Annotated in this window: 18 protein-coding genes; 10 read left to right on the top strand and 8 right to left on the bottom strand. The window is 52.9% G+C overall.

The window, feature by feature from the left end; translation table 11 throughout:
* Nucleotides 1-6: 6 nt before the first annotated feature.
* The 3 genes from O3C79_RS14585 to moaA are packed head-to-tail and all read right to left on the bottom strand — an operon-like array spanning nt 7 to nt 2,802.
* Nucleotides 7-1,239 carry a molybdopterin molybdotransferase MoeA gene (locus tag O3C79_RS14585; RefSeq protein WP_494383697.1) on the bottom strand — a complete coding sequence of 411 codons (1,233 nt, stop codon included), beginning with the start codon at nt 1,237-1,239 and terminating at the stop codon, nt 7-9.
* 5 nt (nt 1,240-1,244) lie between these two features.
* Nucleotides 1,245-1,790 (bottom strand): molybdenum cofactor biosynthesis protein B, encoded by a 546-nt coding sequence (gene moaB / locus O3C79_RS14580; protein ID WP_494383696.1) that lies wholly within the window; start codon nt 1,788-1,790, stop codon nt 1,245-1,247.
* A gap of 25 nt (nt 1,791-1,815) precedes the next feature.
* A complete protein-coding gene (gene moaA, locus O3C79_RS14575) occupies nt 1,816-2,802 on the bottom strand; it encodes a GTP 3',8-cyclase MoaA (protein ID WP_494383695.1) in 987 nt (328 codons plus the stop codon).
* A gap of 301 nt (nt 2,803-3,103) precedes the next feature.
* Between moaA and mobA the strand changes: the two genes are divergently transcribed.
* Nucleotides 3,104-3,724, top strand: a complete 621-nt coding sequence (gene mobA, locus O3C79_RS14570; protein WP_494383694.1) for a molybdenum cofactor guanylyltransferase MobA — start codon at nt 3,104-3,106, stop codon at nt 3,722-3,724.
* 7 nt (nt 3,725-3,731) lie between these two features.
* Here mobA and O3C79_RS14565 read toward each other — a convergent pair whose 3' ends face one another.
* The gene (locus tag O3C79_RS14565) at nt 3,732-4,808 is read right to left on the bottom strand and encodes a substrate-binding domain-containing protein (protein ID WP_494383693.1); all 1,077 of its coding nucleotides are present in this window, start codon (nt 4,806-4,808) and stop codon (nt 3,732-3,734) included.
* Nucleotides 4,809-4,923: 115 nt separating this feature from the next.
* Between O3C79_RS14565 and O3C79_RS14560 the strand changes: the two genes are divergently transcribed.
* The 5 genes from O3C79_RS14560 to O3C79_RS14540 are packed head-to-tail and all read left to right on the top strand — an operon-like array spanning nt 4,924 to nt 10,905.
* Entirely contained in the window at nt 4,924-5,421 is a 498-nt protein-coding gene (locus O3C79_RS14560; RefSeq protein ID WP_010321938.1) for a formate dehydrogenase subunit gamma, read from the top strand.
* The gene (locus O3C79_RS14555; protein ID WP_494383692.1) at nt 5,421-6,983 is read left to right on the top strand and encodes a formate dehydrogenase beta subunit; all 1,563 of its coding nucleotides are present in this window, start codon (nt 5,421-5,423) and stop codon (nt 6,981-6,983) included. Before O3C79_RS14560 ends, O3C79_RS14555 begins: the two co-directional genes overlap by 1 nt.
* 1 nt (nt 6,984) lies before the next feature.
* A complete protein-coding gene (fdhF, locus tag O3C79_RS14550; RefSeq protein ID WP_494383691.1) occupies nt 6,985-9,852 on the top strand; it encodes a formate dehydrogenase subunit alpha in 2,868 nt (955 codons plus the stop codon).
* Complete coding sequence (fdhD, locus tag O3C79_RS14545) at nt 9,852-10,688, top strand: formate dehydrogenase accessory sulfurtransferase FdhD (protein WP_494383690.1); 837 nt, start codon at nt 9,852-9,854, stop codon at nt 10,686-10,688. Before fdhF ends, fdhD begins: the two co-directional genes overlap by 1 nt.
* Nucleotides 10,678-10,905, top strand: coding sequence for a formate dehydrogenase subunit delta (locus O3C79_RS14540; RefSeq protein ID WP_010321942.1), 228 nt, complete (start codon nt 10,678-10,680; stop codon nt 10,903-10,905). The genes fdhD and O3C79_RS14540 overlap by 11 nt, the downstream gene beginning before the upstream one ends.
* A gap of 54 nt (nt 10,906-10,959) precedes the next feature.
* Here the strand turns inward: O3C79_RS14540 and O3C79_RS14535 are convergent, their stop codons facing one another.
* Entirely contained in the window at nt 10,960-11,751 is a 792-nt protein-coding gene (locus O3C79_RS14535; protein ID WP_494383689.1) for an AraC family transcriptional regulator, read from the bottom strand.
* Between the two features lie 122 nt (nt 11,752-11,873).
* On the opposite strand from O3C79_RS14535, the gene O3C79_RS14530 reads away from it, so the two are divergent.
* From O3C79_RS14530 to O3C79_RS14520, 3 genes are all read left to right on the top strand, one after another.
* Nucleotides 11,874-13,058: a YbfB/YjiJ family MFS transporter gene (locus tag O3C79_RS14530; protein WP_494383688.1), complete on the top strand. Its 1,185-nt coding sequence runs from the start codon at nt 11,874-11,876 to the stop codon at nt 13,056-13,058.
* 34 nt (nt 13,059-13,092) lie between these two features.
* Nucleotides 13,093-13,356, top strand: coding sequence for a hypothetical protein (locus O3C79_RS14525; protein WP_494383687.1), 264 nt, complete (start codon nt 13,093-13,095; stop codon nt 13,354-13,356).
* A 405-nt stretch (nt 13,357-13,761) separates the two neighbouring features.
* Complete coding sequence (locus O3C79_RS14520; RefSeq protein ID WP_494383686.1) at nt 13,762-13,971, top strand: cold-shock protein; 210 nt, start codon at nt 13,762-13,764, stop codon at nt 13,969-13,971.
* Between the two features lie 180 nt (nt 13,972-14,151).
* Here O3C79_RS14520 and O3C79_RS14515 read toward each other — a convergent pair whose 3' ends face one another.
* From O3C79_RS14515 to O3C79_RS14505, 3 genes are all read right to left on the bottom strand, one after another.
* The gene (locus O3C79_RS14515; RefSeq protein WP_494383685.1) at nt 14,152-16,017 is read right to left on the bottom strand and encodes a P-loop NTPase family protein; all 1,866 of its coding nucleotides are present in this window, start codon (nt 16,015-16,017) and stop codon (nt 14,152-14,154) included.
* Nucleotides 16,018-16,161: 144 nt separating this feature from the next.
* Complete coding sequence (locus O3C79_RS14510; protein ID WP_494383684.1) at nt 16,162-17,646, bottom strand: anti-phage protein; 1,485 nt, start codon at nt 17,644-17,646, stop codon at nt 16,162-16,164.
* A 599-nt stretch (nt 17,647-18,245) separates the two neighbouring features.
* On the bottom strand, nt 18,246-19,049 hold the full coding sequence (locus O3C79_RS14505; RefSeq protein ID WP_494383683.1) for an HNH endonuclease: 804 nt from the start codon (nt 19,047-19,049) through the stop codon (nt 18,246-18,248).
* 385 nt (nt 19,050-19,434) lie between these two features.
* On the opposite strand from O3C79_RS14505, the gene O3C79_RS14500 reads away from it, so the two are divergent.
* Nucleotides 19,435-19,947 carry a M48 metallopeptidase family protein gene (locus O3C79_RS14500; protein ID WP_494383682.1) on the top strand — a complete coding sequence of 171 codons (513 nt, stop codon included), beginning with the start codon at nt 19,435-19,437 and terminating at the stop codon, nt 19,945-19,947.
* The last annotated feature ends 19 nt before the right edge of the window (nt 19,948-19,966 follow it).

Genomic DNA, 19,966 nt, shown 5'->3' with positions numbered 1-19,966 from the left:
ATCTACTTAATAGATCACGTCCTTGAAGTCGATAAATTCCATCAGGTCGCCCTGTGAAATGTCTGTGTTGGACGGGACACGCAGCAGACCGTCGGTACGCATGAAGGCTGACAACACGCCTGAACTCTGGTTTTCACTCAGCAGTACATCGCCATTGTCGCCCACCGATACACGCAGATATTCTTCGCGACTGTTCGTTCGTGTACGGTCGAATCCGGCACGCACTTTACGTGTTTTGACTTCATACTCGGCCGCGCCCTGAGCTTTCATCAGGCAGGGGCGAACCAGCAGGGCAAAGGTTACCACTACGGCACCCGGGTTACCGGGTAGACCATACAGCGGTGTGGATTGCACCTGACCGGCCGCAAAGGGTTTGCCGGGCTTCAGGTTCAAACGCCACATATCCAGATGTCCGAGCGCATCGATGGCATCCTTCACATGATCCTCTTCACCCACCGAAACCCCACCGGTGGTGAGAATAACGTCGGCAGTTTCGGAAGCCTGTTTCAAGGCAGCATGCGTGGCGGCGGGCTCGTCCGGAATGGTGCCAAGGTCAACCGGTTCCATGCCCAGCTGACGAATCAATGTCAGCAGCAGGAAGCGGTTGGAGTTGTAAATTTGTCCCGGTTGCAGCGGTGTGCCGGGCTCGACCAGTTCATCACCTGTCGACATTACACCGACGCGCAGCGGGCGGTAGATGTTGACGGATTCTGCACCGACAGACGCCAACACTCCAATAGAGCGCGGGTCCAGGCGAACACCTGCGCTCAGCAGGGCTTCACCCTGGGTGATGTCCTGGCCACAGGCACGGATATTCTGGCCCGGTTTGATACCAGCGGGCAGTTCGACATTGTCACCTTTGAGCTCTACCTGCTCCTGCATCACGACTGCATCAGCGCCCGGCGGAATGGACGCGCCGGTGAAAATGCGTGCAGCGGTGCCCGGCTGTAGGGGCGCTGGTGCCTGTCCAGCCGGAATACGCTGGCTGACCGGCATCTCGGTGGGTGCGTCGGCAGCAGTATCAGCGGTACGCAGGGCGTAGCCATCCATGGCGCTGTTGTCCGTGGGCGGCACGTTGACAGCGGCGATATGGTCACTGGCCAAAATGCGGTTATTGGCGTTCAGCAGGTCACAGGATTCGGATTCCAGGCGGCAGCTTACCTGCTCAAGCAGGTGCTCACGTGCCTGTTGCAGGGGAATCAGACCAGGCTGAGAGCAGGGGTCTTTGCTTGCTGTCACGGTGCTTATCCCTGTTCTGCCTGACGGACTTCCAGTGCACGCTGCAGCGTACCAACAAAATTACAGGGGCGATGACGTGCGTCCAGCTGCTCTTTGATGATGCGGTCCCAGCCGGTACGGCAGGCGCCGGTTGAGCCGGGCAGACAGAAAATCAGGGCGCCATTCGCCAGGCCGCCAAGTGCGCGGGACTGGATAGTGGAGGTGCCAATTTCCTCATATGAAATCTGGCGGAACAGCTCGCCAAAGCCTTCGATTTGCTTGTCCAGCAGCGGTGCAATGGCTTCCGGTGTGGAGTCACGATGGGAAAAGCCGGTGCCGCCGGTCAGGATAACCACCTGGGTATCAACATCGGCAATCCACTGGGATACACGGGCGCGCAGTGCATAGATATCGTCACGGACGATAGCCCGGTCCGCCAGTGTGTGGCCGGCTTCGGTCAGACGTTCCACCAGAGTGTCGCCGGAGGTGTCCGTTTCGGGTGTGCGCGTATCGGAAACTGTAAGAACGGCAATATTAAGAGGGACAAAGGCTTTTTCGGGGGTATGTGACATATTGAGTTCCTGCAGAATGGCGGTGTTAACCACCTGTCATATTCATGAAGCGCAGAATTTGCGGTTCTTCTTCAAGGTTGAATTCGTGTTTCTCGGGCTTGATCGCCATGGAGTCAATAATAGCCTGCTGCAAACGCTCGGGGTCATCCGGATAAGTGCGAATGACCTCGCGCAGGTCGACCGAGTGTTCGTTGCCCAGGCACAGCAGCAAGCGGCCTTCAACGGTTACACGGACACGGTTGCAGTCACCGCAGAAGTTATGACTGTGCGGTGATATAAAGCCGACTCGGGTTTGGCTGTCGGCGAGGCGGTAATAGCGCGAGGGGCCACCGGTACGCTCGGTTGAGGGGCTGAGTTCAAAATGATCGCTGATGCGCTCACGCAGTTCATCACTGGAGCAGAAGCTTTCCGCACGGCCATGTTCGGTAATCTGGCCCAGCGGCATCTCCTCGATAAAACTGATATCCAGTTCTGAGCGACGGGCAAATTCAATCAGGTCGATGACCTCGTCATCATTGCGCCCCTTGAGCACAACTGTATTCAATTTAATTCGCTTAAAGCCGGCTGAGCGTGCCGCTTCAATCCCATCCAGTACCTGCTGCAAACGGTCGGTTCGGGTGAGTTCCCGGAAGCGATCCTGCTGCAGTGAGTCCAGGCTGATATTCAGACGATCGACGCCAAAGGCTGCAAGATCGCCTGCCATTTTGTGCAGTTGTGAGCCGTTTGTCGTCAGGCTCAATTCTGCCGGAAGCTGTCCAAGTCGCTCAATCAGACTCAGGACATTACGCCGAACCAGAGGCTCTCCACCGGTGAGTCGGATACGCTCCACACCCAGTTCAGTAAACGCTGCGGCCACGTCATGGATCTCTTCCAGCGTCAGTACCTGGCTGTGAGGCAGGAACTGCATGTTTTCAGCCATGCAGTAAACGCAACGAAAATCGCAGCGGTCGGTGACTGACAAGCGCACGTAATTGATGCGTCGACCAAAGCCGTCGATAAGCTGGGAGGGCATCGTAATCTCCCCGGTTTCTAGTTATTTCGTTGGTTACCAATGGACCGAAAATCCGCTGGTTGATTCCCGGAATAAGCGGTATTTTCCTTGCCTCACTCGGGCGAGACATTTGCGCACTGTGCCGAGGTTACGGTTTGAAGTCCAGCGTAATCTAAACCTGAATTCAGGATTTGATAGCTGTATTCAGTACCGAAAATGTCGGTTTTAACGTGTTGTTAAACCTGCGTGAAGTGCCTGTTTTCAAGGCATAGGAGCAGGATGAGATCGACCAGGCCAAGTGTATAAAACTCAGGAGAAAGCATTGAAGCAAAAGGCAATTGAAACGGGGGAGCTTGGCAGGGAACAGCTGACCGGCGTAATTCTGGCTGGTGGCCGGGGTTTGAGAATGGGAGGACAGGACAAGGGGCTGGTGTCACTGCAGGGCAAGCCTCTGGCCGTGCATGTGCGCGACCGACTTGCGCCTCAGGTCGGGTCACTTTTACTCAACGCCAACCGTTCGATCCAGGCCTATTCCGAACTGGGGTTCGAGGTGGTTTCTGATCTGGTCGAAGGGTTTGAAGGTCCCCTGGCGGGTATCCTGACGGGGTTGAGTTCTGCCTCCACGGAGTGGGTGTTGTTCAGTGCCTGTGATACCCCCTGGATTCCGGTGGACCTGGCCGAGCGTCTTGGAGAGGCGGTTAGCAGCAGCCGTGACGGGATTGCCGTGGCTCATGATGGCGAACGCATGCAGTGGCTCAGCTGTCTGGTGCACAAGGACCTGCAGTCCGGCGTTGCTGAAGCCCTGGCCGGTGATATTCGCAGTATCAAGGGCTGGCTATCGTCGCTGGATGTTGCCCAGGCCGACTTCAGTGACCAGGCCGCCGCTTTTGCCAATCTGAACAGCCACGAAGAGCTGGTGCAGGCGGCAGCGAGACAGTTCTGATCACTTGTTAACTTTCCATCTCGGCAAAGAGCTCATCCGGTGCCAGCACCTCGCCACTCAGTCGAGCATCATAGCCCGGTAGCCCGGAAACGGCTTTACGGAAGGCATCACCGCGCAGCTGTTGCAGCAGAAGCTGGCAGGCTGGTTGCTCCAGCGTGCGCTGGTGGCAGGCCATCAGATACTGCTCCTTGGCCAGCGGAATAAAATCCAGCCCGAACTGTGCCGCAGCCGCCTGAACGCCAAAGCCCACATCGGCCATCCCTGCGGCCACATGTGCAGCAATGGCCGAGTGGGTAAACTCGGTACCGGCACTGGGCAGGACATCGCTTCTGCCACGGCCGCTGCGCTGGAGCATTTCATCCAGCAGCAGGCGGGTGCCTGAGTCCTTCTCGCGGTTGATAAACCGGATATCCTCGCGACACAGATCTGCCAATCCCTCAATACCGAGCGGGTTGCCGGCGGCGATCATCAACCCCTGCTGGCGGATGATAAAGCGGATAATGCGATGGGCGCGGGGCTTCAGCAGGCGTGTGGGCAGGGATTTCATTTCCTCACTGAGCATACTGACCGGCAGGTGGAAGCCGGCCAGGTCACATTGTTCGCGGCTCAGCGATGCCAGAGCTTCGCGGGCGTTGCGGTACTGCAGGTCCAGCTCGAACGCCTGGGCAAAGCGGGGCAAAAGTTCTACCGCATAACCGTGGCTGGCCTGTAGGCGCAGGCGTGGCCGGGTGCCTTCCAGCAGACGTGACAGTTCAAGGTTCAGGTCCGAGGTGATGTTATCCAGCTGGGGTTCCAGCCTGGCGATCACACGTTTTTCTGCCCACACCAGCTTGGCACCTAGCTCCGTTAATCGCGCGCCCCGGCCTTTTTGCAACTCTGCCAGCGGGGTGCCGAAGAATTCGGCCCACTTGTTGAGCTGGTTCCAGGCGTGGCGGTAGGAAATCCCCACTGCTTTGGCGGCGGTCGTCAGCTTGCCATCCGTTTCGATATGGCGCAGCAGCGAGAACAGCTGAGGGTCCAGTTCGCGGCCGCTGTCATCGCGGAAAGACCAGGTCGGGACGATGTTGATTTTATGAATAGGCACTTTTTTTCATATTTTGTAGTTGGATGCCTAATGGTAGTTTGGCCCGGATAATAAGAGCAATACTCCATTCAGATATGAACTTTACTTCATATGCTGATGGCAAGGAGGTCAGACAATGAGCACTACCGGCACCACACCCTGGCACCCGGAGATCGCAAGCGCGATCATCGATGAACTGAAAACCAAACCGGGCGCACTTTTGCCGATTCTGCATGCGTTGCAGGATCGCTTCGGCCATATCCATTCAGATGCAGTGGCGCTGATCGCGCGCGCGCTGCAAACCACCCGTGCCGAAGTGCATGGTGTGATCAGTTTCTACCATCACTTCCGCACCGAGCAACCGGGGCGTCATGTGGTGGAAATCTGCCGGGCAGAAGCCTGCCAGGCCCAGGGTTCACGTGCGCTGGAGGCTCATGCCAAGTCAGCGTTGGGCATCGATTACGCCCAAACCAGCGATGACCGAACAGTTACCCTTGAGCCGGTGTATTGCCTTGGCAACTGTGCCTGCGGCCCTTCAGTGCGTGTCGGCGATGACATCCACGCGTTCGTCACCCCTGAGTCATTCGATGAGTTGATCGATGACCTCAAGACTGAACAACTGGAGCTGAAGTGATGAGCACCCGAATTTATATTCCGTCCGACACCACCGCCAAGTCACTGGGCGCCGATAGCCTGGCCAGGCAGATGGCAGCAGTCGCTGCCGAACGCGGTGTGGATATTGAAATCGTACGTAACGGTACGCGCGGCCTCTACTGGCTGGAACCCCTGATCGAGGTGGACACCTCTGAGGGACGTATCGGCTTTGGCCCGGTCAAGTCGAAAGATCTGGATACCCTGTTTGATGCCGAGTTCTGGCAGGGCAAACAGGAGCACCCGTTGGCACTGGGGCTGGTTGAAGAAATTCCCTACCTCAAGCGTCAGCAGCGCCTGACCTTCTCCCGTGCCGGTGTCATTGATCCGCTGTCGCTGGACGATTATCGCGCCCATTCCGGTTATCAAGGGCTGACCAAGGCGCTGGAATTGAGCGCTCAAGGCATTATCGATGAAGTCAAAGCATCGGGCCTGCGTGGCCGTGGTGGTGCTGCCTTCCCGACCGGTATCAAATGGCAGACCGTGCTGGATGCGCCTGCCGAGCAGAAATACATCGTCTGCAATGCGGACGAGGGTGACTCCGGCACCTTCGCCGACCGCCTGGTGATGGAGTGTGACCCCTTCATGCTGATTGAAGGCATGACCATCTCCGGTCTCGGCGTTGGGGCAACCCAGGGGTATATCTACCTGCGCTCCGAATATCCGCTGGCGTTTGAGACGCTGAACAACGCCATTGCTACCGCCTATGACAACAACCTGCTGGGCGAGAATATTCTGGGCAGCGGGCGCCGTTTTGACCTGGAAGTGCGCATGGGCGCGGGTGCCTACATCTGCGGTGAAGAAACCTCCCTGCTGGAAAGTCTTGAAGGCAAACGCGGTCTGGTGCGTGCCAAACCGCCGCTGCCTGCGATTGTCGGTCTGTTCGGTAAGCCGACCGTGGTCAACAACGTGCTCTCGTTGGCGGCGGTGCCTTTCATTCTCGACCAGGGCGCTCAGGCCTATGCCGACTGTGGCATGGGGCGTTCCCGTGGCACGCTGCCGTTCCAGCTGGCCGGCAACGTGAAGCAGGGCGGTCTGGTTGAACTGGCCTTTGGCCCCAGCCTGCGTGAGCTGATGTTTGATTTCGGTGGTGGAACGCGCAATGGCCGACCGCTGCGTGCAGTCCAGGTGGGCGGCCCGTTGGGGGCTTATCTGCCGGAAAGCCAGTGGGATACCGAGCTGGATTATGAAGCCTTTGCCGGTGAAGGTGCCGTACTGGGCCATGGTGGTGTGGTGATGTTTGACGATAGCGTCGACATGAGTGAGCAGGCCCGCTTCTCAATGGAGTTCTGTGTCGCTGAATCCTGTGGCAAGTGCACCCCCTGTCGTATCGGTTCCACGCGCGGTGTCGAAGTGATCGACCGTATTCGTGCAGGTGACAACAGAGAGGCTAATCTGGAATTGTTGAGTGATCTTTGTGAAACCATGGTGGATGGTTCGCTCTGTGCCATGGGCGGCATGACGCCGTTCCCGGTACAAAGTGCCATGAAGCACTTTGGCGAAGATTTCGCTCAACCCGCCAAAACCGAGATGGAGGTGGCCTGACATGTTGCAGCATTTTGATCCCAAGCTGGACTATAACCGTGACTACGGCACGCCGGCATCCCTGAGCGAGAAGCAGATCACGCTTGAAGTTGATGGCGTCGAAATCCGTGTCCCTGAAGGCACCTCCGTCATGCGTGCGGCGGCATTGGCCGATATCAACATTCCCAAGCTCTGTGCCAGCGATAACCTGGAGGCCTTTGGGTCCTGCCGCCTCTGTGCGGTACAGATCGAAGGCCGTCGCGGCATGCCGGCCTCCTGCACCACGCCGGCAGAAGAGGGCATGAAGGTCTCCACCCAGACCGACAAGCTGGCCAAGCTGCGCCGGAATATCATGGAGCTGTACATCTCGGACCATCCGCTGGACTGCCTGACGTGTCCCACCAACGGCAATTGCGAACTGCAGGATATGGCCGGTGCCGTGGGGCTGCGCGAAGTCCGTTATGGCTTTGATGGCGAGAACCATCTGCAAGCGGAAAAGGATACTTCCAACCCCTATTTTACCTATGACCCCAGCAAGTGCATCGTCTGTTCACGCTGTGTCCGCGCCTGCTCCGAAGTTCAGGGTACCTTTGCCCTGACGATTGATGGTCGTGGCTTCGACTCCCGCGTCGCGGCCGGTCAGGATGAGAGCTTCCTCGACTCCGAATGTGTCTCCTGTGGTGCCTGTGTGCAGGCCTGCCCGACCGCTACGCTGACGGAAAACTCCGTCATCGAGATGGGCCAGCCGGAACACTCGGTGGTGACCACCTGTGCCTACTGTGGTGTGGGTTGTTCGTTCGAGGCCGAGATGAAAGGCGACAAGCTGGTACGCATGCTGCCTTATAAGGGGGGTGAAGCGAACCATGGTCACTCCTGTGTCAAAGGCCGTTTTGCCTTCGGTTACGCCACCCACAAGGATCGTATCCGTGCGCCGATGATTCGTGACAGCATCGATCAGCCCTGGCGCGAAGTGAGCTGGGAAGAAGCGATCGGCTTCGCTGCCGGTCGTTTGAAAGCGATTCAGGCCGAGCATGGCCGTGAAAGTGTCGGTGGTATCACGTCTTCACGCTGCACCAATGAAGAAGCTTATCTGGTGCAGAAGCTGATCCGTACCGCCTTCGGGAACAACAATACCGATACCTGTGCCCGTGTCTGCCACAGCCCGACCGGTTATGGCTTGAAACAAACGCTGGGCGAGTCTGCCGGTACCCAGACCTTTGACTCCGTATTGAAGGCCGACTGTGTGCTGGTGATTGGTGCCAACCCCACGGATGCGCACCCGGTGTTCGGCTCACTGCTGCGACGTCGTCTGCGTGAAGGTGCCAGCCTGCTCGTGGCGGACCCGCGTCATATCGATCTGCTGGATACACCGCACCTGAATGATTCCATGCATTTGCCGCTGCGTCCGGGCTCTAACGTAGCCCTGGTCAATGCATTGGCGCACGTGGTGATCAACGAAGGGCTGGAAGACAGCGACTTTATTGCCAGCCGCTGTGATACCGACGGCTACAACCAGTGGCGTGACTTTATTGCTGATGAGCGCCATGCACCGGAAAACGTGGAAGAGATCACCGGCGTGCCGGGCGATAAGGTCCGTGCAGCGGCGCGTGCCTTTGCCAAGGCACCCAACGCGGCGATTTATTACGGACTGGGTGTAACCGAACATAGCCAGGGCTCCACCACCGTGATGGGTATCGCCAACCTGGCGCTGGCGACCGGCAACATCGGTCGAGAAGGCGTGGGTGTGAACCCGCTGCGTGGTCAGAACAATGTCCAGGGCTCCTGTGACATGGGATCCTTCCCCCATGAACTGCCGGGCTACCAGCATGTGTCCGATTCTGTTGCCCGTGGTCACTTCGAAGCGGCCTGGGGTGTCGAGATCGATCCGGAACCGGGTCTGCGTATTCCCAACATGTTCGATGCGGCCATCGCAGGTGCCTTCCGCGCCATGTATGTGCAGGGTGAGGATATTGCCCAGTCAGACCCCAACACCCAGCATGTTGAGCAGGCTTTGCGCTCGCTGGACTGCCTGATCGTGCAGGATATCTTCCTCAACGAAACCGCCAAATTCGCCCATGTCCTGCTGCCGGGCTCCACCTTCCTGGAGAAAAACGGCACCTTTACCAATGCCGAACGTCGTATCAACCGCGTACGCAAGGTGATGCCGGCGCTGGCAGGCAAGGAAGACTGGGAAGTGACGCAGGAGCTGTCCAACGCTCTGGGTTACCCGATGAACTACAGCCATCCGTCTGAAATCATGGACGAGATCGCCAGCCTGACGCCAAGCTTTGCGGGTGTGAACTACGACAAGCTGGAGCAGTATGGCAGCCTGCAGTGGCCCTGTAATGATGTGCATCCGGAAGGTTCGCCCATCATGCACGTTGACGACTTCCCGATTGGCAAGGCCAAGTTTGCCATCACCGAGTTTGTACCGACCACCGAGCGCGCCAACCGTCGCTTCCCGCTGCTGCTGACCACCGGTCGTATCCTCAGTCAGTACAACGTAGGTGCCCAGACCCGCCGTACCGAGAACCAGGTGTGGCATAACGAAGATGTGCTGGAAGTGCATCCGCATGATGCCGAGGAACGCGGCATTAATGATGGCGACTGGCTGGGTATCAGCAGTCGTGCCGGTCATACCGTGCTGCGTGCCCGTATCAGCGAACGCATGCAGCCGGGTGTGGTGTACACCACCTTCCACCATCCGCACAGTGGCGCCAACGTCATCACTACCGATAACTCGGATTGGGCAACCAACTGCCCCGAGTATAAGGTGACCGCGGTACAGGTGGAGAAGGTGACTCAGCCGTCCGAGTGGCAGAAGAACTTCCACGACAACCACCATCGTCAGCAGGGTTTCCTGCGCGAGGCGCGCACGGAAGTGTCCTGATGGCCGGGCTGAAGGGAGAACAGCAGGTTCAGGTGCTGCGCCGTCAGGGTGCAGGGCTTGAACCTGCCGAAGACCAAGTGGCGGACGAAGTGGCCGTCGCGCTGGTCTATAACGGTCTGTCCCATGTGGTGATGATGGCGACGCCCGATAATCTTGAGGACTTCGCGCTGGGCTTCAGCCTGAGCGAAGGCATTATCGAGCGGCCGCAACAGGTGTATGGCATGGATGTCGTTCAGCACCCACTGGGGCTGGAAGTTCAGATAGAGCTGGCAACGGAGTGCTTTGAAAGCCTCAAGCACCGTCGTCGCAACCTGGCAGGGCGGACCGGCTGCGGTCTGTGTGGTGCGGAATCACTGGCGCAGGCCATAGGGACTCCGCAAAAAGTTGTTCCGGCTCCCATGCCTTCAGCCGAGGCCATAGAGCATGCACTCACACAACTGCGACAGCATCAGCAGCTGCAGGTCAGCACGGGGGCGGTGCATGGTGCGGCCCTTTGTGATGCCGAGGGTGACGTGTTGCTTGTGCGTGAAGACGTGGGCCGTCATAACGCCCTGGATAAGCTGATCGGCGCCATCGCCGATGTCGAATCTTCCCTTCAGCAAGCAGCTGTTTTTGTACTGATCACCAGTCGCGCCAGTTTCGAGATGGTACATAAGTGTGCCGCCGCCAATTTGGGGGCACTGGTTGCCGTCTCGGCGCCCACCGCATTGGCAATCGAGCAGGCCAACAAGGCCGGTATGCAATTGGTGGGCTTTGCCCGTCCCTGTCGCCATGTGATCTACACTGAAACCGATCCCCACCCCCTTAAGAATAAAGAGAACAGCCATGTCGCATGAGAAAGCTTCCCTGATCAAAATGCTGAATCACATCGCCATCAACAACGCCAGCGTCGGTGATGAACATACCGTCGCCCAGGTGATTGAAGGGCATGTGCAGAAATTCTGGTCGCGCCGCATGAAGGAACAGCTGCATGAGCTGATTCAGCACGGCTGTGATGATCTGCATGATGCGGCCCGTTTGGCAGGCCAGCGTTTGTGCGGTGTTGCGGGTTAATCAGGCATCCCGTGCAGGTGTGCCACTCCTGGCTCACCTCTTGTCTTCAATGCCTCAGCCAAGCGGTCCTCTGGAACGGTATTGGTTGGGGCTTACTCCCATCTTTTCCCGAAACATCTGAATGAAAGGCGCGGGCGCACTGTAGCCCAGTTCCAGCGCTATTTGAGTCACGCTCATGGGCGTGCTCAACATCTCTATCGCTTTCATCAAACGCATGCGCGAATACCAGGCCTGGAGTGTTATGCCGGTTTGTTGCCGGAAATGCCGTTCCAGGGTACGTGCAGACATGGCCAGTGCCTGGGCCGCCTCATTCAGTACCGGCCGGTGAGACGGGTTGGCAAAGAGCTCGTTACAGAGGTCAGCCAGCCTCGGCTCACTGGGCCAGGGCAGCGTGTGACCTCGCTGTGGCAGCCGCTCCAGTGTTTGCAGCAATACCTGAACCAGGTCGTTTTCATATCCGTGCACTGGGTATTCGCTGTCAAAGTTGGCAGCGGTCAGAATCAGCTCACGCATCAAGGGTGAAACCGATAACACCAGTGGGCGCCTGTTTTCCAAGGTATCAAATGCGCTGTCGATGTAGAGGCTTTTGAGCTCGGCTCCGAACTCCGTATAGGTACTGTGTTCAACGCCTGCCGGAAGCCAGACGGCAGAGCCAGAGGGGACAAACAGCCGCTGATCATTCAGGCTGGCCACCAGCGTGCCTGAGGTGGCATAGAGCAATTGATGCCAGGGGTGATTATGTGAGGCAAACAGGTGCCTTGGGGGCATCTCTTGCTGGCGCACAAAAACCTGTCGCGGTAAGGCGTGCATCTGGGGCGGGGTGAGTGTGGCGACAGCGTCTTGCATAAGCGGGCCTGGAGTGTCGTGAATGCTTGTCGTCTTTCATATATATATTGTCATTATATATACAGAACTTGGTCAGCTAACACCCTAGTCTGATACCTGTCAGGAAAAGGGGAGGATGAACAATGCTGACTGAGAAGGTGCGTGTACTGATTGCCAGTGTTTCAGCGGTGGTGATCACAGTGGGCATTGCGCGTTTTGCCTACACACCCATGATTCCGGAAATGATGGCTGGCGCCGGGATGAATAACACCCTGGCTGGACTGCTGGCAACGGCCAACTATGCGGGATACCTGAGTGGCGCATTGTTGATCTCTTTCCTGCAGGCATCACTGCTGAAAATTCGGCTTTACCAATTGGGGTTACTGGGGGCTGTACTGACAACGGGGTTGATGGGCTATACCGAGCAGACCTGGGCCTGGTATCTGCTGAGGTTTGTGTCGGGTCTATGCAGTTCGGCCGGTGTCCTGATCGGCGCAGGGCTGTTGATGAGCTGGCTGCTGCGGCAGGGGCACAAGCCCGAACTGGGTATTTTCTTTTCGGGGCTGGGGATTGGCATTGTCCTGACTGCAATTCTGGCGGAGCTGATCAGATCCCGCTTCAGTTGGGATCAGCAATGGGTCCTGTATGCGGGAGCTGCCTGTGTGCTGCTGCTTCCTGTATGGCGCTGGAGCCCGGATTATCGGCTCTCAGTGTCTTCTGCTGTGCCCAAGACCCAGGGTTCTTCGTCTCTTAGCCTGTTTATGCTGTTACTACAGCTGGCCTATTTCTGCGCCGGTGTTGGTTATGTTGTGACGGCGACGTTTCTGGTGGCCATCGCTGAGGCCTCGCCGCTGCTGGCCGGGCAGGGGTGGATGATCTGGCTGGTCGCGGGCATTGCGGCTGCACCGGGGTGCTGGTTGTGGGATCTTATGGTCAGACGGCAGGGCGATTGGCTGGCGCTGCTATTGGCTTACCTGTTGAATGCGTTGAGCGTACTCCTGCTGTTGCTGATGGAAGGCCTGGCGGGTGTGCTGCTGAGTGCGGTGATATACGGGGCCAGTTTTATCGGTATCGTCAGTATGACTCTGGCCATGGTGGGGCGCCTCTACCCGGATAATCCTTCCCGCCCCATGGGGCGTCTGACCTTCGGCTATGGTATCGCCCAGATGCTGGCTCCCATGGTCGTCGGCTATCTTGCTGAGTCCCAGGGGCACTATTTCAGTGGCCTGTTGATAACGCTCGGAGTGATCAGCACTGGTTGTGTTCTGTTGATTGGGGCCTGGCATGTGCAGCGACAGGAAGCTGCCGGCTCCCAGGCCATGGCTTAAGGATGGAGTTCGTGAGCAAGTCCAGCACCCTTATTTGCAGGGATACGACTACCTGGAGCGGACGAAAGTAACGCCTTTACTCGATGCCGGTGATGCGCTGCTTTTCTGCAATGCCTTCTTTCACAAGTCCGAGAATGTGCACCAGGGTAAACGCTCGGCCTATATTCTGCGCCTCGTACCCAAGGACGCCAAGTTCAGTCGAACACGCCTGCTTGGACTTAAAATGCTCCGTCAAAACCTGGCGGTTGTTAACGAGTTGCTTGAGCAGCACTATCCGGATGCGTTGGAAACTCTGTAGTAGGCACGCCTTCTGATGTGAAGCCGTACAAGGAGGCCTTCTTGGATGGACGCCTTTTGCGGGCGACAGCACAGGCTGCAAAGGAAAATGGGTTCTCCATTGTGGACTGCGCTGAAGACGTGCTTTTTGGTAGAATACCTAACATGTTGAAAAGTAGGCGTTTTATTTGTAATTCCGGTATTATTTTAAAATAAATTAAATAAAGCTATCACCGGGACGAAAATAAGCGTAGGATGATTTTGCTTGAGAGTAAGACCTGCATTTATGCACATTTTCGATGTCCTGCCTAAACAGTATGTTCCTCGTTCTTTTTTCATAAGTACTTGTATTATTTAAAGCATTAATCGAACAGCTTCAGTATTTTGGCTGAAGCGTTCAAAAAATTATTTGAACGAGAATATTATTATGTCTATTACTACTGGCACCGTTAAATGGTTCAACGAAACTAAAGGCTTTGGCTTCATCGAGCAGAAGGGCGGTGGTCCGGATGTTTTCGCCCATTTCAGTGCGATTACTGGCTCCGGTTTTAAAAACCTGACTGAAGGCCAAGAAGTACAGTTTACTGTTACTCAGGGCCAGAAAGGTCCTCAGGCTGAGAACATCTCCGCGATCTGAACCTAAAGTTCAGTAAGCGATAAAAACGGGCCCTTGTGGCCCGTTTTTTGTGCCTTTAATAAGTCTTGATTTGAGGAGGTCCTATCGGATTGAGAGTTGACTCTGAATAGGCAGTTTATATGGAAATTGGCCCATTGCAGCCTAACCCCAGCCGCACGTGCCTGCGATTGTTATGCATATCTATTCAGATCCCAACAAATCTCGCACTTCATTTACATAAAGCTGCCACTCCTCAACTACCTGCCGAGTAACGCTGGATTCAAACTCTGGATATTTTAGTGTGTGAAACCAGTTCTCAGAGTTAGCGGAGACTCTATCCTTGTATCCAGGCCCCATCCCCCACTCTTTAAACAAAACATTCCAGAGCAGATTATCTGATGAAAGCTTTTCTTCATAAACAGCGCGCCCCTTAGCAAACGCTTTTTGGTAAATATCACCAAGTCGTTTTTCAGTTGTTTGTTTTAACTGTTTAAGCAGCGCATAGGCAGGTTGAAGCTCATTTTGGGAAAGCATGTTATCGATTAGTACAATAAATTCATCTTTTAGGGTGCCGATTTGATCAACAACTTGCTCACGAGCACCGCTGGCTAAAAGCTGATAGTAATCAAGGTTGTGCCACTCTCCTCGACGGTTAACACTAGCTCGAACACTCGCGGCATAAGTACCCTTGTTCTTGATGTCATTAATCAATGGTAAAAAATATTCTTTTAGCGAAGGAGAACAGCCTTGAGCCTTTTTTATCCATGGGTCCAGCGTATTCTTGACCTGATTCTTCGCCGCTTTAGCTGATTGAGAGACGAATTCAGTTTCGATGTCGCTAATAGCCTTCTCGATATCGACAATTTCCTCGGCATACTGGTCACGTAGCACAGAAACTTTTTCGACCAATAGTTTGATGACTTTCTTAGGGTCATCAGACTTCACATCGAAAAATTGTACATCCAGATTGTCCAATTGTAGCGTGTGTTTTAGATCATTAACCACCTGCTCAGCACGGATTTCGCGTCCCTCAGTTTTGTCACCAATAGGTTCATCAATATCGATAACTTTTTCAGCTTCACTATCCCTATCCAGAATTAACAGAACTGTTTCTTTGGCAACTCGTTGGTTTAGGCCTGCGTCCTTGGCAAGCTTTAGTAACCCTGACATTGTTTTATCGGGTGCTTCATTAAATCGGCAGCACAGTACACTGACGGTACGATTGTCGGTAAGGCAGCGATCAAGGTCGGCACGGTTAACCGTCTGATCGACACCCTTTGTATCAATTACTGACAGAGCGTAATTGATATTTTCGAAGAATCCTACCGGGACTAATACACGTATACGCTTAGATAAACCAACGCTTGGATGAGTGCAGCTATTGATGGCTTTGAAAGTTTTATGCAGCCACTCATTTTGCTCTATCCCAACATCATTAATGAATCGCGTCTGATGACGAGCGGGTAAATTAATACGTTCCAACAATCCCTCAGCTAACGATTCGACAGATTGGTAATCGGCAGCAAATTTTTTAGCGTTATCTGTAGTGATTCGCTTGCCTTCGGGGTTTTTCGTTCGTGATATCCGGAGGTCGAGCATGTTACGGAGCGCTCTTTCAACTTCGGCACTTAGTTTAAATGACTCTGAATTATCAGATTCTACAATATCTGATACATGTAAGTACTGAGCAAAGTCTGTGAGGTAGCTCTTTACCTCGGCTTCGGAATGCGGAGTTACTTCGATCTCCAGTTGGGAACCAGCGGAGATTTCGACTTCGCAAAGTGTGGTTCGACCGCTGCCTGTACTTAGAATTGGTTCTTCTCCATCCAGCAAACCAAGTAGGTGGCATATGGCGGTTGTCTTTCCGGTACCGATGTTTCCGATAAATGCCAGCCTTTGTTCTGAATTTGAGAGATAATTAACGGCATCATCAAAAAGCTCCCGATGGTTAGCTAACTGTTTTCGTGTTGCGCTTTCATCTGGCAGCTTTGTCATCAGACTTTCTATTGCTTCATGCAAAGCCTTTTGCCGATCTTTCAGATCACTAGATTCAATTTTTATACTCATTTACCGTACCTTCTGATCCCTATTCGCCAGCCCTCGAAAACTATTCCTAATTTCATAGCGCCGCAATAACGAGCCAGAGAAATGCGAAGCATTTAGGAGGTCCGAGGCAGCTTGCTGGCGTTCGTTGAATAGTTTCTTATAAATCTATGGTTGAATTTTAATGCCTTTCTCCATTGCATAAACAACTTTAGGATCGGCTATAATATATTCAACTCCACCTCCAGCTGTTTTTTGCCCTGTCTTCTTGATTAAACCAATTTTTTCCATGTTAGTGACATAGTTGTCTGTAGATCCACCAGTTTTTGCTTTTTCGTTGAGTTTGTTCTTTGAAAAAATGGGGGAGTCGAGTTTCTGCAAGTGCTGTACATATGAGTAAATATCCATGGTGTTTGCCCTTGCATTAGCTTTTCTTGGGTAGTATTCGTAGTAATTAAAATTTTTAACAAACCGATCTACACCAACATCAACCGCTTGCTCTGTTACTTTTGAATTTTCATCCAATTCATATTGTGATTTTAATATCGAATCCATGATATGCCAAAGGTCACGAGGATTTTTGTTTGCAAGCGGGATAATCTTGTATAAGAGTCTGTTTTCGTTATTATTAAGTATCTTTTCAATACTAACGATTTTGCCGTCTGAGTATGCATCAAGCCTGCTATTAAGCACTAGGATCAGCTTTTCATCTGTCCATTCGATTGTGTGAGTATCATGCTTTTGAGTTCGAAATTTATCCTTTAGGAAACGATAAGGCACTGACCAGACGGAAATGACGATTTGAAGTTTATCATGCAAAAGCAATTTGCTGTCTTTTAATATTGGTTCTATGAAATCAGATACCTTTTGTGCGTCATTATTAAATCTGTCATCTTCGTCTAGCTTGTCCAGAATGATTGTTAACCGTGTATACCCAAGAGAGTGAACCAACGAAAGAAGTCGGTCAAAAAAGACAAACGATTCTTTCTGGTCAACAAAGTCCGTTTTCGCTCCAACGTTAATTTCTGGGAAGAAGTCCTTAACCTTTCCTTCATCAATAGGTGGAAGTGAGGAAAAATGTTTAGACACTAGGTCTGACACTATAGATGTCGTAGCGGTTGCACCCCAGTTCAAAACCCCTCTGAATTTGTTATAAATCCATTTTGCTGCTCTTTTAGTTTTACCAATTTGTATTTTTTCGATATCGCTTCGTAGTTTTGCTTTAGATATATTTGAAACGTAGCGACTCAACAAGTATGAGAGTAGTAGCTTTTGCTCTTCACTTGATTTTTCAATGCGTTTTCTATCAGTGGTCAATTTAGAGAATAGTTCTTCTGCTATATTCCTTATAAGAAATATATGAATTTCTTTAGTTGATGGCTTGATTTTTAGCTCTGAATAATCAGCTAAAGAGATTAATAGTTCATCTTTCGATGGGCTACTAGAAAGCCTATTAACTAAAAAAGTTTTTCCTGTTCCCCGCTCACCACTTAACACCAGTGTTGACTTCCGCTTATAGCTCTCCAAAAGCGGATCGTAGCTTGGCGGAATCACGAATAAGTCATCAAGCTTATCAACTTCGTTCTCTGAAGTGTATGTTGAAAACGGATATTCGTTTAGTCCTAGTCGCTTGTAGAATTCACCAAATTCCATGACTACTCTCTTTTGGTTCTCGTTCGACTTACAATTCTTGGTTTTTATAACGACGCACACAGGAGCCGGAAAATAGGCGCTGCGTTTTGCTGCTCCCAGCGACCAAAGGAGCGACTGCTGTGCCTAGTTATAAATCACTTCTCGACCTTGAGAAATAATAGCCTGCGACAGAACCAATGATGGCACTACCAAATGCTAAAATTTCCGAGAAGTAGGGACTCTTTGTAAGAGTAGCAAAAGTGATTAGTGTCAATATTCCAAATGTGAACAGAATAGCTAGGACAGGTGCTGCTCGCTTATTAAGCCGTTCTGTCATAGGTTCGGCTTTGCCTATACCACCGCAGGAACCACACATTAGGCCATGTTGATTTCTGAGCTGCCAGAACCAGAGTTCATTTCTCTTAGCACATGCCAGGCAGGAGGCTCCATCCTTTCCATTAGTACACGTTCCCGTACCAGAACAGTGCTTACAATCATGTAGATTAGCGAATACTTGCACGATATTCCCTTCGATTTGTAACGCCCGGCTCATGCGCCGGTTTGGAGCCGCGAAGCGGCGGAAAATCGGTCGCTGTACAGCCGGTAGTTATATTTAGGACCTAAATATTCCAACCCTGAATAGCATGATGCCTTTTTACATACTCTACTAATGGCCGTTGTTTTTTCTGAAATGGTAAATGTATTTTATTGCCGTGAAGTCGAGACGTAAGGAGTTTATCCAATTTTGAGTATTCGCCTTCCTCATTTCTCGGATCGAAATAGTGTATCTCATGATCCTCGGTTAGGGTAATCAGTCCTCTATCAAAGAGCTTGTGGTGAAAGCTGTTTAGGAGGATGCCATTACGAACATCTAGACGCTGCGCATTGGTAGCTTGAGACCAGGGAATAATATGACAGGCTTCAAGCGTTTCTGGAAAACTAATTTCCGTAAAAGCACACTTATACCTATACGCACGAAGAACCGCACTTCGAAAGAGCAATTGTTTGATTCCACGCGACTTGACCTTTGCATATACTTCCTCTGAATCAGCTGGATCTTGAACTAAACGTTTGGTTAGATCATCAAACGATGTGCCATCCGCCGAGAACAGAAACGGATTTTCTATGTTGTCCCAGTTGTACTCCCAAACAGTTTCATAGCCCGTAGCAAGATCGTCGAAACTGTGAGCGATGAATCCGGTTCCGGGCTCACCAGACTGACTCACTACCAATATGGTAAGTGGCGGAAGTTTCTCGGATAGACAAAAATCTTGAATTATCCCGAGAACGTAGCGAATCGGCCTGTGATGTATTCCGAGCGCCCTTGCTAACTCGCCATATGTAATAGTTTTCTTGTCTCTCGCTACCGCAACGAGAACAGGCCATGCGCGAGAGGCTCTCTCAACCTGGTTTACCTGAGCCATAGATAAACTCCCGAAATATAACAATATAATACTGCGCATGCGCATATTTGCTCTCAGCCTATGACTATGAAAGCTTTCGTAACTACCTGAAGAGAAAAGATAAATCGAGATATCACAGCCATTCTCTTCCGGTGAAAACGAGCTTGCGCGTTTTGCAGCTTAGCCGTGCGCAGTCTCCTGCAACGGCCGATCCATAGTGTTCCTGATAGTGAACGATTTTTGAGTCTGTTGCCAGTCACAAGTGATTTCAGCCCCTTGTTCCGTTTGCCGGCCACACAGGTAAAATGCCAGTCAATAACCCTTTCCAACAGGGGCGCTTATGAAGCTCATGATTGATCTCTGTGTCATCCCGCTGAGTGTGAGCGTTTGCGTGTCTGAGTATTGAATGAGTAAACCCATGGTATCCAAATATCTCGGCGGCTACAGCCCGGACGTTCAGCAACAGGTGCAGGCGCTGCTGGACAACCAGCGTTCCGGCGATTGGCTGTTGAGGAAGTACCCGCAGGCGCACAGTCTCGGCTCTGAGCGTGCGTTGTATGACTATGCCCAGGCGATCAAGAATGAATATATGCGCAGTTCATCGCCGATCAGCAAGGTGATCTACGACGACAAGATTCACATCATCAATAATGCGCTGGGCCTGCATACCTATGCTTCACGGGTACAGGGCAAGAAGCTGAAATCCAAAAACGAGATCCGGGTTTCATCCCTGTTTCGCAAGGTGCCCGAGCCTTTTCTGCGCATGATCCTAGTGCATGAGCTGGCGCACCTGAGGGAAAAAGATCACGGCAAGGCGTTCTATAAACTCTGCTGCCATATGGAGCCGGACTACCATCAGCTGGAGTTTGAGTTACGCCTGTACCTCTGTCATCGCGATCGCTTTGGCGATCTCTGGTGAAATTTAATGGGATGGCGGC

The sequence above is a fragment of the Marinobacterium sp. NO-S09 genome (genome assembly GCF_059179545.1).
The sequence above is the reverse complement of the archived record's forward strand: the minus strand, read 5'-3'. Positions and strand labels throughout refer to the sequence as shown.